The organism is Acidovorax sp. SUPP2825, from assembly GCF_030158995.1.
GTDB lineage: Bacteria > Pseudomonadota > Gammaproteobacteria > Burkholderiales > Burkholderiaceae_C > Paracidovorax.
In genome coordinates, this window is record NZ_BQXK01000006.1 from 59,566 (window position 1) to 74,280 (window position 14,715).

Annotated in this window: 14 protein-coding genes; 5 read left to right on the forward strand and 9 right to left on the reverse strand. The window is 69.9% G+C overall.

Going from position 1 to position 14,715, the window contains the following annotated elements:
- Nucleotides 1-94: 94 nt before the first annotated feature.
- On the forward strand, nt 95-940 hold the full coding sequence (locus AVAK2825_RS09405; protein ID WP_284397084.1) for a hypothetical protein: 846 nt from the start codon (nt 95-97) through the stop codon (nt 938-940).
- 27 nt (nt 941-967) lie between these two features.
- On the opposite strand, the gene AVAK2825_RS09410 is transcribed toward AVAK2825_RS09405, so the two are convergent.
- A complete protein-coding gene (locus tag AVAK2825_RS09410; protein ID WP_284397087.1) occupies nt 968-3,568 on the reverse strand; it encodes an ATP-binding protein in 2,601 nt (866 codons plus the stop codon).
- Nucleotides 3,569-3,780: 212 nt separating this feature from the next.
- Complete coding sequence (locus AVAK2825_RS09415; protein WP_284397090.1) at nt 3,781-5,076, reverse strand: AsmA family protein; 1,296 nt, start codon at nt 5,074-5,076, stop codon at nt 3,781-3,783.
- A gap of 274 nt (nt 5,077-5,350) precedes the next feature.
- Here AVAK2825_RS09415 and AVAK2825_RS09420 point away from each other — a divergent pair, with 274 nt between their 5' ends.
- A complete protein-coding gene (locus tag AVAK2825_RS09420; RefSeq protein ID WP_284397092.1) occupies nt 5,351-6,637 on the forward strand; it encodes a solute carrier family 23 protein in 1,287 nt (428 codons plus the stop codon).
- A gap of 37 nt (nt 6,638-6,674) precedes the next feature.
- Here AVAK2825_RS09420 and AVAK2825_RS09425 read toward each other — a convergent pair whose 3' ends face one another.
- Entirely contained in the window at nt 6,675-7,403 is a 729-nt protein-coding gene (locus tag AVAK2825_RS09425) for a TFIIB-type zinc ribbon-containing protein (protein WP_284397094.1), read from the reverse strand.
- 167 nt (nt 7,404-7,570) lie between these two features.
- On the opposite strand from AVAK2825_RS09425, the gene scpC reads away from it, so the two are divergent.
- Nucleotides 7,571-9,088, forward strand: a complete 1,518-nt coding sequence (gene scpC / locus AVAK2825_RS09430; protein WP_284397095.1) for a succinyl-CoA:acetate CoA-transferase ScpC — start codon at nt 7,571-7,573, stop codon at nt 9,086-9,088.
- A 96-nt stretch (nt 9,089-9,184) separates the two neighbouring features.
- Entirely contained in the window at nt 9,185-9,607 is a 423-nt protein-coding gene (locus AVAK2825_RS09435; protein WP_284397097.1) for a hotdog fold thioesterase, read from the forward strand.
- A 39-nt stretch (nt 9,608-9,646) separates the two neighbouring features.
- On the opposite strand, the gene AVAK2825_RS09440 is transcribed toward AVAK2825_RS09435, so the two are convergent.
- Complete coding sequence (locus tag AVAK2825_RS09440; RefSeq protein WP_284397100.1) at nt 9,647-10,219, reverse strand: cob(I)yrinic acid a,c-diamide adenosyltransferase; 573 nt, start codon at nt 10,217-10,219, stop codon at nt 9,647-9,649.
- Between the two features lie 167 nt (nt 10,220-10,386).
- Between AVAK2825_RS09440 and AVAK2825_RS09445 the strand changes: the two genes are divergently transcribed.
- Complete coding sequence (locus tag AVAK2825_RS09445; protein ID WP_284397103.1) at nt 10,387-10,767, forward strand: EF-hand domain-containing protein; 381 nt, start codon at nt 10,387-10,389, stop codon at nt 10,765-10,767.
- A 131-nt stretch (nt 10,768-10,898) separates the two neighbouring features.
- On the opposite strand, the gene AVAK2825_RS09450 is transcribed toward AVAK2825_RS09445, so the two are convergent.
- Genes AVAK2825_RS09450 through AVAK2825_RS09470 form a run of 5 tightly spaced genes read right to left on the reverse strand, consistent with a single transcriptional unit; the run spans nt 10,899 to nt 14,651 of the window.
- Nucleotides 10,899-11,699: an amino acid ABC transporter ATP-binding protein gene (locus AVAK2825_RS09450; protein WP_284397107.1), complete on the reverse strand. Its 801-nt coding sequence runs from the start codon at nt 11,697-11,699 to the stop codon at nt 10,899-10,901.
- Nucleotides 11,686-12,336 carry an amino acid ABC transporter permease gene (locus tag AVAK2825_RS09455; protein ID WP_272566202.1) on the reverse strand — a complete coding sequence of 217 codons (651 nt, stop codon included), beginning with the start codon at nt 12,334-12,336 and terminating at the stop codon, nt 11,686-11,688. The genes AVAK2825_RS09450 and AVAK2825_RS09455 overlap by 14 nt, the downstream gene beginning before the upstream one ends.
- Before the next feature lie 32 nt (nt 12,337-12,368).
- Nucleotides 12,369-13,031, reverse strand: a complete 663-nt coding sequence (locus tag AVAK2825_RS09460) for an amino acid ABC transporter permease (protein WP_284397113.1) — start codon at nt 13,029-13,031, stop codon at nt 12,369-12,371.
- Between the two features lie 52 nt (nt 13,032-13,083).
- Nucleotides 13,084-13,893, reverse strand: a complete 810-nt coding sequence (locus AVAK2825_RS09465; protein WP_272566205.1) for a transporter substrate-binding domain-containing protein — start codon at nt 13,891-13,893, stop codon at nt 13,084-13,086.
- A complete protein-coding gene (locus tag AVAK2825_RS09470) occupies nt 13,890-14,651 on the reverse strand; it encodes a GntR family transcriptional regulator (protein ID WP_284397649.1) in 762 nt (253 codons plus the stop codon). The genes AVAK2825_RS09465 and AVAK2825_RS09470 overlap by 4 nt, the downstream gene beginning before the upstream one ends.
- Between the last annotated feature and the right edge of the window lie 64 nt (nt 14,652-14,715).

The window sequence follows — 14,715 nt, forward strand, 5'->3', positions numbered from 1 at the left end:
GCGCATTCCGTGGATGCCCGAGGCACCTGCCTGCGGGCCTGCCGCAGCCCCTTTTTTCCTTTATTTCTCTCTCTTCCGATCCGAGCCCTTTGCCATGCCCAATGCCCTCCTGAAGTTCGCCTACAACGACCCGGTGCCCAGCGTATTGACCCTGGTGGTGGGCAACAAGCTGCGCGTCAAGCTCGAGGCCATCGACAAGCGCCAGAAGCTCGTCGCCGTGAGCGACATCCCGAACCTGCTGGAGGTGAGCAGCACCCACAACAGCCGCGCCGACTCGTGGGCCTTCGTGGTCACGGCCCTGCGCGAGGGCAATGCCAAGCTGGCCATCCAGGTGCAGCAGGGCGCGGGCGCCCCGCTGCTGACGATCACCCCGCCGCTGGTCAGCATCACGATCCGAAAGCCGGTGTCGCTGCCCGATGCCGCCTCCGAGGCCGGCATGCTGATGCGCCTGTTCCTGGCCGAGGCCCCGGCGCCACAGACGTGGCGCGACACCGGCGTGAAGGACATCGAGGACGCCAAGCAGGGCATGCGCATGATGCGGCGCGTGCTCCACAACCGGCTCGCTTCGGGCAAGCCGCAGGACTTCGGCGCCCCCAATGCGCGCAGCCTGACGGACATCGTGCGCGCCAGCGCCCATGGCGTGCAGTTCAAGGGATTCGACCAGTATCCCCGGCTGGGCGGCGGCCAGGAGAAGGTGATCAACGGGGTGCTGGCACTCGTCAACGACGCCACCAACCTGCGCTGGAACACCCAGTACACGGCCTTCTACAACGCAGCGCTCGAGGTGGCGACGGAGGGCCTTGCGCCCGACCCCAGCCCGACCGGGCTCTTCGGCTGGCGCACCGCCGGCTCGGGGGCGCCGTCGCGCGAGTTCAGCGAGTTCAAGACCTCGGGCGGCAACACGTTCTTCACGCACGCCACCCAGCGGGTCCGCCCCTGAAGCAAGAGCGCGCGGGGCGCGGGCCCTTCAGCGCTCGATCATCTCCCGCACCTTGGCGGCCAGCGCGCCCACGTCGAAGGGCTTGGTGATCACCTCCATGCCGTATTCCAGCAGGCCGTTGCCCACGGCCGCGTTTTCGGCGTAACCGGTGATGAACAGCACCTTGAGGCCGGGGCGCGTGACGCGGGCGGCATCGGCCACCTGGCGGCCGTTCAGGCCGCCGGGCAGCCCCACGTCGGTGAGCAGCAGGTCCACGCGGCGCCCGGACTGCAGCACGTGCAGGCCGGCCGGCCCGTCGCCCACCGAGACGACCCGGTAGCCCAGGTTTTCCAGCTCTTCGGCGATGAGCCCCCGGATGATGGATTCGTCCTCGATGACCAGCACCACCTCGCCCTCGCCGCGGTGGTCGTCCATGGCCGGCAGATCGGGCACTTCGGCATCGGCATCGCCCAGGTAGCGCGGCAGGTACAGGCACATGGTGGTGCCTTCGCCGGGCACCGAGTAGATGCGCACCTGTCCGCCCGACTGGCGCACGAAGCCGTACACCATCGACAGGCCCAGGCCCGTGCCCTGCCCCATGGGCTTGGTGGTGAAGAAGGGGTCGAACGCGCGGGCGGCCACGTCGGGCGCCATGCCCGCGCCGGTGTCGGTCACGCACACCGAGATGTACTGGCCCGGCGCCAGCTCGCGCTCGGTGGCGGCGCGGTCGTCCAGCCACTTGTTGGCGGTCTCGATGGTCAGCCGCCCGCCGTGCGGCGACATGGCGTCGCGCGCGTTGATGCACAGGTTGAGCACCGCGTTCTCCAGCTGCGACGGATCGACCCGGGTGAGCCACAGCCCCCCCGCGCCGACGACCTCCACCTCCACGCCCGGGCCCACCGTGCGGCGCACCATCTCCTCGATGCTGCCGATGAGCCGGTTGACGTCCACCGGCTTGGGGTCCAGCGTCTGGCGGCGCGAGAAGGCCAGCAGGCGCTGGGTGAGGGACGCGGCGCGGCGCACCGAGCCCTGCGCCATGCCGATGTAGCGCTCGGCGTTGTCGAACTTGTGCAGCGCGATGCGCTTTTCCAGCACCTGCAGGCTGGCGCTCATGGCGCCAAGCAGGTTGTTGAAGTCGTGCGCGATGCCGCCGGTCAGCTGGCCGATGGCCTCCATCTTCTGCGCCTGGCGGTACTTGGCCTCGACCTCCATCAGCTCGTGGGTGCGCTGCGCCACCGCCTGCTCCAGCGACTCGTTGACCTCGCGCAACTGGGCCTCGGTGCGCGCGCGCTCGGCGGCGGTGCGCGTGCGGGCGGCCACTTCGCGCATGAAGGCGATCTCCTCGCCCGTCCACTCGCGCACGTGCTCGTGGTGGGCGAACAGCATGGCCACCAGCTGGCCGTGTTCCACCACCGGCATGTTCATGAAGGCGCGGGCGCACAGCCCCTCCAGCGCCGGGGCCCGGTCGCGGGTGCGGGCGTCGCCGCGCACGTCGGCCACGCACACGGATTCATCGCGCGCCAGGTCGTCCAGGAAGCCGCCGAAATCGGGCAGGTGCAGCACCGGCGCGAGCGGATCGCAGCCGGGCGCCATCCAGTCGTGGTGTACGTGCACGGCCTGCGCGGCGGCATCCACCGCGCCATAGCCCGCGCGGCTGACCTTCAAAGTGCGGCCCAGGGTTTCGGCCGCAGCCAGGCAGACGGCGTCCACGCTGTCCAGCGACCGCAACTGGTCGGAAAACCGCGCCAGCGCCTCGCGCCGCGCCTCGGCCGCCATGCGCTCGGTGATGTCCACACCCTCCACGAAGATGCCGGTCACCGCGCCCGCGGCATCGCGGATCGGCTGGAAGACGAAGTCCACGTACAGCTCGTGCTCCGGCCCGCCAGGCTCGGCCTGGCGGACGTAGCGGGCGGCATGCGCCGTGAGGGCCTCTCCGCTGCCATAGACCCGGTCCAGCAGCTCGACATAGCCCTGCGTGGCCGCGTCCGGCAGCGCCTGCGCCACGGTCAGGCCCAGCAGCGGCCGGTTGCCCACGAGCCGCAGGTAGCCGGGGTTGGCCAGCACGATGCGGTGCTCGGGCCCTTCCAGCATGGCCATGAAGCTGGGCGACTGCTCGAACAGCTGGGCGAAACGCTCCTGCTCGCCCTTGAGCTGCCGCTCGGCCTGGACCTTGGCGGTGGTGTCCACCACCAGTGCGAGCACGCCCGCAGGCTGCCCGGTCCCGTCGAGCAGCGGCGAGTAGTCGAGGTTGATCCACACCGGCTCGGCACGCCCGTTGAGGTTCAGCATGAAGGGCTGGTCGCGGTAGCTCAGGGTGCCGCCGGCCAGGACGGTCTTCACGACGTGGCGGTTGAACTGCGCCGCCTCGGGCCAGGCGTCGCCGATGTTGCAGCCCAGCAGCTGCGGGTGGCGCTGGCCCGAGAAGGCCGCATAGGCGTCGTTGTAGAGCAGCACGCCGGACTCGCCCCACAGCGTGGCCATGGGCACGGCGGCGTGCAGCATGGTGGAAATGGCCCATTGCATGTGGGCCGGCCAGGCGGCCAGGGGACCGAGGGGCGTGGCGGCCCAGTCATGGCGGGCGATGCGCTGCGCCATCTCGCCGCCGGAGGCGAGGAACGATGGGGGATGGGTGGGGATACCGCTGGACATGGCACGGTTTCCTATTGATCGAAAGCGACCCGCCCCACGCCCGGCGGGGCCGGATTGCGACCCGTCATACGACCACTCCTTCCTGTTGATTTGCTCCTGAATTCATAGCGTAACGCCCTAGTATTTATTGCGGTGAATGGCATTTTCAATGGGGTTATCCATGCTGCACCAAAAAAGAAGATCCAGGCCTTGCGGCGGGGTTCCGGGCGCGCTCAGCGGCGCGGGGCCGGGCGTTTGGAGGGCGGCACCTCCGGCTCGTCGCCACCGAAGATGCGGCGCAGGGTTTCACCGATGCGGGCGCCGATGGCCGTGCCGACGCCCGGCGCCACAGCCGTGCCCACGGCCGCCCCGGCCAGCGCGGCCGGCGGAAGGGTCAGAGTGGTGTCGTCCATGGTGCCGCCGAATTCGAGTGGAATGCCCACCACGCCATCCACCAGGTCCACGGCCACGTGGCCGCTCACCCGCCGGTTCTGCAGCACCGCGTCGCCCGTGGCCGTGAGCACGCCGGAGGTCGCCTTGAGGTCGCTGTAGCGCACGATGGTGCCGCTGCGGTCCGCCTCGGTGCGAACCACGCCTTCCAGGCTGTCGAGCTGCGTGGTGCCGCCGCGCTGGGTGCCCACAGTCTTCACGGCCCGCTCCAGGTCGAAGGTCAGCAGCCGGGCGCGCGCCACCGTGAAACGGGTGCGGGTGTGCAGGGCCTGCACCGCCTCGGCCGGGTCGGCCCCCTCGGCGATCAGGTCGGTGTGGCCGCTGGCCTTGCCGGCCACCACGGCGCGGCGCTCGAAGGCGGCCATGACGCCCTCCACATCGACGCCGGTGAAGTCGATAGCGCCGGTCACCCGGTAACGGCCGTTGATCTCCTGCAGGCGCAGGGTGCCCTGTTCGGTGCGCCCGCCGGCGGACACGTCGGCCCGCCAGCGGTCCTCGGTGCCCTCGCGCGTGATGGCCATGCGTGTGGGCACAGGTGCGCCGGTGCGCTCCAGCCAGGCCTGGCGGGGCCGCCATGCGGTGTCGAATTCGGCGCTGCCGGCGTAGACGAGCGTACGGCCGTTGCGGCCGATCCAGCGCACGCCTTGCCAGTCGGCCCGCTCCACCGGGATGGGGGCCAGGGTGAACGGCAGGGAGGATTCGGCGCCATCATCGGTGGGCCGCACCTGGAACTCCGAAAGCGAGGCCTGCGGGATGGTGGCGTTCTCCAGCTGCAGGTCGGTCAGCGCCAGTCGCCGGTGCAGCAGGTCGCCCCAGCGCACGCCGGCCGAGAGGCGCTCGGCGCTCAAGGGGGCTTCCTGTTCGGTGCGCACGTCGCGCAGCTCCACGCGCGGCGAAGGAAACAGCGACCAGTGCAACTGGCCGACCTTGACCGGCACGCCCAGCCGCTCGGTCGCGGCATCGCCCGCGCGGCGGGCCAGCTCGGCCTCGGACGGCCACCAGATCGCCAGGGCGCCCGCGCACGCCATCGCCACGGCAGTGGCGCCCAGGGCAATCCAGCGGAAGCGGTGGCGCGGCATGTGCGTCAGAAAGGTTCGAGAGGGTATGAAGAGCCCAGGCGGGGGGGGCGGGACGGTGCTGCGGTACCGAAGGGCTACGTTATCGCAGGGGCCGGCTGCGGCAGGTCGGCTCTGTCCTACGTGGCTGTGGGCCCAGGGGCCGAAACGCGGTACCCGCCCCTCGGCCAGACCGGTTTGCATTGACCCTAAACTCGCCCACGCCCCACCGGCCGTTCCCCCCATCCAGACGGCACCCCCACGCCGAGGTGCCCATACCTTTTCAGGAGACATTCCCGTGACTTCCCCCTACTTTCCCCGCTGGCGGGTGACCACAGCTGCCCAGGGCGCCGTCGTCGCCCCCGACGAACGCCTGCCCTGGGGGCAGACCGCCGTGATGGGCGTGCAGCACGTGATCGCGATGTTCGGCGCCACGGTGCTCGCGCCCATCCTGATGGGGTTCGACCCCAACGTGGCCATCCTGATGAGCGGGCTGGGCACACTGATCTTCTTTCTCATCACCGGCGGACGGGTGCCGAGCTACCTGGGCTCCAGCTTCGCCTTCATCGGCGTGGTCGTGGCCGCATCGGGCTACGCCGGCCAGGGCCCCAACGCCAACATGGCCGTGGCGCTGGGCGGCATCGTCGCGTGCGGCCTGGTCTACACCCTGATCGGCGCGCTGGTGCAGGCCATCGGCACCGGCTGGATCGAGCGCTTCATGCCCCCCGTGGTGACGGGCGCGGTGGTGGCGGTGATCGGGCTGAACCTGGCCGGCATTCCCATCAAGAACATGGCGGCCAACAACTTCGAGAGCTGGATGCAGGCCGTCACCTTCGTGTGCGTGGGCCTGGTGGCCGTGCTCACGCGGGGCATGGCGCAGCGCCTGCTGATCCTGCTGGGGCTGATCGCCGCCAGCGGGGTCTATGCCGTGTTCACCAACCTGCTGGGCTGGGGCAAGCCGATCGACCTGTCGGCCCTGGCCTCCGCCCCCTGGCTGGGCCTGCCGCACTTCACGGCGCCGGTGTTCAGCGGCCCGGCCATGCTGCTGATCGCGCCCGTGGCCGTCATCCTGGTGGCCGAGAACCTGGGCCACATCAAGGCCGTGACGGCCATGACGGGCCAGAACCTGGACCGCTACATGGGCCGCGCCTTCATCGGCGACGGCATCGCCACCATGGTGAGCGGCAGTGCCGGAGGCACGGGCGTGACCACCTATGCCGAGAACATCGGCGTGATGGCCGCCACCAAGATCTACTCCACCGCCGTGTTCCTGGTGGCGGGGCTGATCGCGCTGCTGCTGGGCTTCAGCCCGAAGTTCGGCGCGCTGATCCAGGCGATTCCGCTGCCGGTGATGGGCGGCGTCTCCATCGTCGTGTTCGGCCTCATCGCGGTGGCCGGCGCCAAGATCTGGGTGGACAACCGGGTGGACTTCTCGGACAACAAGAACCTCATCGTGGCGGCCATCACGCTCATCATCGGCACGGGGGACTTCACGCTGAAATTCGGCGACTTCGCGCTGGGCGGCATCGGCACCGCCACCTTCGGCGCGATCGGCCTTTACGCGCTGCTGAACCGCCGGCGCTGACCCCTGCCGCAGCGGGCGCCCAGCCGCCGGTGCGGCCTCAGCGCCGCACCAGCGTCCAGACCAGTTCCAGCCCCGCGGCCAGCAGATCGAAGCCTTCGCCCGCGCCGGTCAGCCGCTCCCGCTCCATCTCGCGCCGCTCGCGCGAACGCACGCGCTCCAGTGCCACCAGCGCATCGGCCACGTCGGAGGGCCCGGGCGCAGAGGTAGCCGGTGCGGCCCGCGCCGCGCTGGCGTGGCGGTCCAATGCCCGGTCCACGGCCTGCGGGTCCAGTAGCGACAGGGCCGAGCGGCAATAGGGACAGGCGTGGTCGTTGCGTATGTCCACCGTGCCGCCGCAACTGGTGCACTGGATGGTGCCCACGCGCTCGGCCAGCGCGTCGATCTCCGCCACCGACAGGTGCCGCACGAACCCCTTTTCCACCATGAGCGAGCCGAAGGTGCTGAAACGGCCGTGCCCCGCGGGGCAGCGGAAGGTCTTGTACCGCCCGCCCTTGACCACGTCGAAGCCGGGCTCCAGCGCGCGCGGGCAGTGCGGACATTGCAGCCGCTGGGCCACCGGGTGGCGCGCATCCCCGCGGTGCTGGTGCAACAGCTCGAACAGCGCCACCACCCCGGCCGGGGCCAGGCGCGTGTTCTCCCGCGGGTCGAACCACAGGCCCTGGCAGGCAAAACACAGGTCCAGCTCGATGGTCTCGCTGCCGTGCGAGCGGAAGCGATGGGACTCGGCGGGCTGCCGGCAGGAGGGGCAAAGGGAGGTCGTGGACATGAGCGGCATCGATCGTACCGCCGGTCGCCGCGGGTGCATTTCAAAGTGACCGGGACCGCTTTGGCACTCGGGTAAACCCTGAGTGGCGACACAGGCGGCTGCTAAGATTTCGCGCAGCCTTTGCGGCCCCTTGTGGCCGCCCCTCCTTGCGCCGAAAGCCCCCCTCCATGACCCCACCCAGCCGCGTTCTCAACCCCCTGCTGCGCGAACGCACCCTGTCGGCCGAACAGGCCGCCGAGCTGATTCCCGACGGCGCGCGCGTGGGCATGAGCGGCTTCACCGGCGCGGGCTATCCCAAGGCCGTGCCGGCGGCGCTGGCCCGCCGCATCGAGAGGCTGCATGCGGCCGGCGAGGCCTTTCGCATCGGGCTGTGGACAGGGGCCTCCACAGCGCCGGAGCTGGACGGCGCGCTGGCCAAGGTGGGCGGCATCAGCATGCGCATGCCCTACCAGTCCGACCCCACCTGCCGCCAGCAGATCAATGCCGGCCAGATGCAGTACGTGGACGCCCACCTGTCGCACGTGGCGCCTTACGTGTGGTTCGGCTTGTGGGGCAAGCTGGACGTGGCGGTGATCGAAGTGGCCGGCGTGCTGCCCGACGGCCGGCTGATCCCCTCATCGTCGGTGGGCAACAACAAGACCTGGCTGGACCAGGCGGACCGCATCATCCTGGAGGTCAACAGCTGGCAGCCCGAGGGACTGGAGGGCATGCACGACATCTACTACGGCACCGACCTGCCGCCCAACCGCGTGCCGATCCCGCTGGTGCGCCCGGCCGACCGCATCGGCGAGCCCTACCTGCGCTGCGACCCGGCCAAGGTGGTTGCCGTGGTGGACACGCACGCGCCGGACCGCAACTCGGCCTATGCCGCACCGGACGACACCTCAGAGCGCATCGCCGGCCACATCATCGAGTTCCTGCAGCACGAGGTGGCGCGGGGCCGCCTGCCGCCGGGCCTGCTGCCGCTGCAGTCCGGCGTGGGGAACATCGCCAACGCCGTGCTGGCCGGCCTGAACGCCGGGCCGTTCGACCACATGACGGCCTACACCGAGGTGCTGCAGGACGGCATGCTGGACATGCTGCGTTCGGGCAAGCTCGACAGCGCCTCGGCCACGGCGCTGTCGCTCAGCCCGGCGGCCACCGAGGAATTCACCCGCCACATCGACTTTTACCGCGAGCGCATCGTGCTGCGCCCGCAGGAGATCAGCAACCACCCCGAGCTGATCCGCCGCCTGGGCCTGATCTCGATGAACGGCATGATCGAGGCCGACCTCTACGGCAACGTGAACTCCACGCACGTGATGGGTACGTCCATCATGAACGGCATCGGCGGCTCGGGCGACTATGCGCGCAACGCCTACCTGTCGATGTTCCTCACGCCGTCGCTGGCCAAGGGCGGCGCCATCTCGTGCATCGTGCCCATGGCCTCGCACGTGGACCACACCGAGCACGACGTGCAGGTGATCGTGACCGAGCAGGGCCTGGCCGACCTGCGCGGGCTGTCGCCCTCGCAGCGCTCGCGCGTGGTGATCGAGCGCTGCGCGCACCCGGACTTCCGCCCCGCGCTGCGCGACTACGTGGCCCGCGCCGAGGCCAGCGGCTGCGGCCGCCACACGCCCCACCTGCTGGGCGAGGCGCTGTCCTGGCACGAGCGCTACGTGCGCACCGGCACCATGCGCGCCTGAGCGACCCGCGCGGCGGGAAGGGCGCCGGATAATCCGGCCCACTTTCCCGGCCGCCCGCGGCCGGCCGGCCCCACCCACCAACGCAAGGAATCCCCCATGCCCATCTGGAAGCGTCCCATCGACCTGCCCACCGTGCAAGCCGGCAACGAAGGCACCGCCGTGTCCCACCTCGGCATCGAATTCACCGAGATCGGCGACGACTTCCTGCGCGCCCGCGTGCCCGTCGATGCGCGCACCAAGCAGCCCTTCGGCCTGCTGCACGGCGGCGTGAGCGTGGTGCTGGCCGAGACGCTCGGCTCGGTGGGCGCGGTATATGCCTCGCCCGAGGGCTGGCACGCCGTGGGCCTGGACATCAACGCCAACCACCTGCGCTCGGCCCGCAGCGGCTGGGTGACCGGCACCGCCAGGCCCGTGCACATCGGCCGCACCACGCAGGTGTGGCAGATCGACATGGTCAATGACGAAGGCGAGCTGACCTGCGTGTCGCGCCTGACCATCGCCATGCTGGCGCCACGCTGACCGCCGCGGCGGCGGATTTCAGGCCGGCGGCGGTGCCAGTCAGGCCGCGCCGGACTCCGCGCGCGCCATGCGCTCGCTCTTCCAGTACACGTCGTCGCCGCCGTCCAGGCGGTTGAGCACGCGCGCCAGCACGAACATCAGGTCCGACAGCCGGTTGAGGTAGCGCCGCGGCGCATCGCGCACCGGCTCGGCGGCGCCCAGGGCCACCACCGCACGCTCGGCGCGGCGGGCGACGGTGCGGCACACGTGGGCCTGCGCCGCGGCGCGCGTGCCGGCGGGCAGGATGAATTCGGCCAGCCGCGGCAGCGCCGCATTGTGGGTGGCCAGGGCCTCGTCGAGCTGCGCGAGCGCCTCGTCCTTGAGCAGCTCGAAACCGGGAATCGACAGTTCGCCGCCCAGGTTGAACAGCTGGTGCTGCACGTCCGACAGCAGCGTGCGCACCTCGGCCGGCAACGGCTCGCACAGCAGCAGGCCGATGTGGGAATTGAGCTCGTCCACATCGCCCATGGCGTGCGGGCGCGGGCTGTCCTTGGAGACGCGGGTGTTGTCGCCCAGGCCCGTGGTGCCGTCGTCTCCGGTGCGCGTGGCGATCTGTGTCAGTCGGTTGCCCATGGGCTGCTCCTTGTGCATTGCAAGCCGCGCTGGAGGCGGCCGCGGGCATTGTGCGTTACAACCGGCAGGCAAATGTGTATCAGGGCAACAGCGGGCAAAATCACTGGCCGGGCACCGCAGGTTGCGGTGCAATGCAATCCTGTTCAACTTTCACGGAGCGTGAACCCATGGCACCTCAGCAACGACGCACCCTTCCTTTCGACAGCCGCAGCGTGATGCTGTTCGCGGCGATCACCCTGGGAGGTGCCGCAGTGCATGCACAAACGCCTTCCCCGACCCTCACCTCCCCGTCCAACCAACCTCCCCAGACCGCGTCGGGCACCTCCATGGGCCTGCATCCCGGCGCCAAGGGCGCCACCTTCGGCGGCTCGCAGCCGGCCGCACAAACTTCCAGCGCGTTCGATCGCGTTGACAGCGACAAGAACGGACAACTGACCCTGGCAGAGGCCGCACGCCTGCCCGCCATCGGCAACCGTTTCAAGGAGCTCGACAAGGACCATAACGGTGCCCTGTCGCGCTCGGAATTCAAGGCCGGCGCCCACTCCTGACGCCGCCCGGAGCAACTACCACACGAACTCCACTCCACCCCGACGGGCCCGCATGCTGAGGAGCATGCGGGCCTTGATGCGTGTGCGGGCACGGACGGCCCGCCGCCATGGGAGCTACCGGCGAGGGCGGCTCAATCCTTGAGCGACGACAGGAACTGCAGCAGTTCCGGCGTCTGCGGGTCGCCGAACAGGTCCTGTGGCGGACCCATCTCGTGCACGCGGCCCTGGTGCATGAAGATCACGCGGTTGCTCACCTTGCGGGCGAAGGCCATCTCGTGCGTCACCATCAGCAGGGTCATGCCCTCGCGGGCCAGCGACTCCACGACGCGCAGCACCTCGCCCACCAGTTCGGGGTCGAGGGCCGAGGTGATCTCGTCGCACAGGAGCACGGCCGGCTCCATGGCCAGCGCGCGGGCGATGGCCACGCGCTGCTGCTGACCGCCCGACAGCTGGTCGGGCATGGCGTCGAATTTCTCGCCCAGGCCCACGCGCTGCAGCAGCCGGGCCGCCTGTGCGGCCGCGTCCTTTTGCGAACGCTGCTTGACCAGCGTGGGGGCCAGCATGACGTTGCGGCCCACCGAGAGGTGCGGAAAGAGATTGAAGTTCTGGAAGATCATGCCCACGCGCTGGCGCAGCTCGCGCATGGCCATGGCGCTGTCGTGCAGCAGCGGCTTGCCGTCCACCGTGAGCGCGCCGTCCTGGAAGGTTTCCAGGCCGTTGATGCAGCGCAGCAGCGTGCTCTTGCCCGAGCCGCTCTTGCCGATGATGGCGATCACCTCGCCGGGCTGCACCGTCAGGTCGATGCCCTTGAGCACCTCGTTGGTGCCGTAGGACTTGCGCAGCGCGGTGACCTGTACGATGGAGCGGCCCGGCGGCGCGGGCACGGCAGGTGCCACAGCGGGCGCGTCGGCCAGGGTTTCAGCGGCGGCCATGGAACTTCCTTTCGAGGTGTTGCGCATACAGGCTCACGGGAAAGCACAGCGCGAAATAGACGAGCGCCACGCAGGCGAAGACGGCGAACGGCTTGAAGGTGGTGTTGGCGATCATTCCCCCGGCCTTGGTCAGCTCCACGAAGCCGATCACCGAGGCCAGCGCCGTGCCCTTGACCACCTGCACCAGAAAGCCCACCGTGGGCGCCGTGGCGATGCGCACGGCCTGCGGCAGGATCACGTGGCGCATCTGCTCGCCAAACGACAGGGCCAGACTGCCCGAGGCCTCCCACTGGCCCTTGGGCACGGCGGCCACGCAGCCGCGCCAGATCTCCACCAGGAAGGCGCTGGTGTAGAGCGTGAGCGCCACGGCGGCCGAGGTCCAGGCCGACACGTTGAGCCCGAGCAGCGCCAGGCCGAAGTACGACAGGAACAGCTGCATCAGCAGCGGCGTGCCCTGGAAGACCTGCACGTACACGCCCACGGCGCGCTCGGCCACGCGGCCGCCGGTGAGCCGGGCCACGAGCAGCAGCCCGCCCACCAGGCCGCCGCCGACGAAGGCGATCAGCGAGAGCACGACGGTCCAGCGCGCGGCCAGCAGCAGGTTGCGCAGGATGTCCCAGAAGGTGAAATCGACCATCTCGCGTTCCTAGAAAATTGCTGGAGCCATGCTCAGCGGCCGAAGAGAAAGCGCGGGCCCACCCAGTGCAGCAGCCGGCGCAGCGCGATCGAGAGCACGAGGTAGATGCCCGTGGCCACGATGAACGATTCGAAGGCGCGGAAGTTGCGGCTCTGGATCAGGTTGGCGGCGTAGCTCAGGTCCTGCACCGAGATCTGGCTGCACACGGCCGAGCCCAGCATCACGATGACGATCTGGCTCACCATGGCCGGCCACACCTTCTTGAGCGCGGGCGGCAGCACCACGCGCGTGAAGACCTGCACCCGCGACAGCGCCAGACTCACCGCCGCCTCGATCTGGCCGCGCGGCGTGGCCTGGATGCCGGCGCGGACGATCTCGGTCGAGTACGCGCCCAGGTTCATCACCATGGCGATGAACGAGGCCGCCTCGGGCGAGAGCTTCAGGCCCGCCGCGGGCAGCCCGAAGAAGATGAAGAACAGCTGCACGATGAAGGGCGTGTTGCGGACCAGCTCCACATAGGCCGCCACCGGCCAGCGCAGCGCCGCCGGCCCCTGGGACCGTGCCCAGGCGCAGGCGATGCCCACCGCCATCCCCACCACGGTGGCCACGGCGGTGAGGGCCAGGGTCCAGGCCACGCCCGTGGCCAGCAGCGGCCACTGCGACAGCACGGCCATGAAGTCGAACTCGATGCGCATGGGCAGCCGATCAGGTCAACGGGTCAGGGAAAGTGCACTGCAGCCAGGGGGCTCAGACCGGCAGGTCGCCGGCGGGACGGCCCAGCCACTTCTTGGCCATGGTGTCCAACTCGCCGCTCTTCTTGGCGCCGGCGATGATTTCATTGACCTTGGCCATCAGCGCGGCCTCGCCCTTGGGCAGGCCGATGAAGCACGGGCTGTCCTTGAGCAGCAGCTTGTATTCGGCCTGCAGCTGCGGGTTCTTCTGCATCATGTTGCCCGCCACCGAGGCGCTGGTGGCCACGAACTGCGTCTGGCCGGCCACGAAGGCGGCGATGGTGGCGTTGTTGTCCTCGAAGCGCTTCACGTCGATGCTGGGCGGGGCGACCTTGGCGAGTTCCTGGTCTTCCATGGCGCCGCGCGTGACCGCCACGCTCTTGCCGGCCAGGTCGCTCCATGCCTTGGCCGTGAGGGACTTGGGCCCGAACACTGCTTGGTAGAACGGCGCATAGGCCGAGGTGAAGTCGATGACCTTCTCGCGCTCGGGGTTCTTGCCCAGCGTGGAGATGACGAGATCGGCCTTCTTGGTCTGCAGGTAGGCGATGCGGTTGGCACTGGTGACGGCGACCAGTTCCACCTTCACGCCCAGCTTGGCGGCGATGAGCTCGGCCATGTCGATGTCCAGGCCCTGGGGCTTGAGGTCGGTGCCGACGAAACCGTAGGGCGGGTAGTCGGTGGGGATGGCGATCTTGATCGTCTTGGACTTCAGGATGTCGTCCAGCGCGGTCTGCGCCTGTGCGGGCGCCACGGCGCACACGAGGCCGGCGGCGGCCACGAGGCCCAGGGCCAGGCGGCGGGAGAGAAAGCGGGTGGCGAAGGTCATAGCAAGGCTCCTAGGTAGGTGGATGCGTCGCCCGGGGACGCGGCGGGGGAAGGGGAAGCGGAAGGGGCGGCCGGGCCACTGGCGGCGCCGGCGCGCACGGGCGCCAGCGCGCTGCGCAGGTGTTCGAGCGGATCGGCGCTGGCCTGCAGCCGCAGGGCGGACTGCACCGAGCCGATGTGCTCGGCCATCAGCGATTCGGCGCGGGCGATGTCGCCCGCCTCCAGCGCCTCGACGATGCGCACGTGGTCTTCGCACGATTGCGCCGCGTCGTGCGACGACTGGTACAGCATGGCGATGAGCGTGGTGCGCGCGGTGAAGTCGCGCAGCGTGTCGGCCAGCAGGCCGTTGCCAAGGCACTCGGCCAGGCACACATGGAAGTCGCCCAGCAGGAAGCTGCGCGCGCCCACGTCGCTGCCCGCCAGGGCCGCCTTCTCACGCTGCAGATGGGCCCGCAGCTTGCGCACCGCGGCCTTGTCCACCGTCTTCAGCTGGTGCAGAAGGCCCAGCTCGATGACGCGGCGCGCCTCGAAGGCCTCGCGCGCTTCGTCCTCGGAGGGCTCGATCACGTACCAGCCACGGCGCGCACTGACGGTGACGATGCCGCGCGTGGACAGCCGCGTGAGCGCCTCGCGCACGATGGTGCGGCTGCAGTCGAACAGCATGGCGAGTTGCTGCTCCCCCAGGCGCGCGCCGGGGGCGAGCTTCTGGGCCATCACGGCTTCGATGATGCGGTTGCTGATTTCGGTGGCGCTGGTCATTGCCACGGAACTACGCAGGTTCCGTGCCAACTGGTATACAAGCCAGATGCACCAGTTTGGCGAC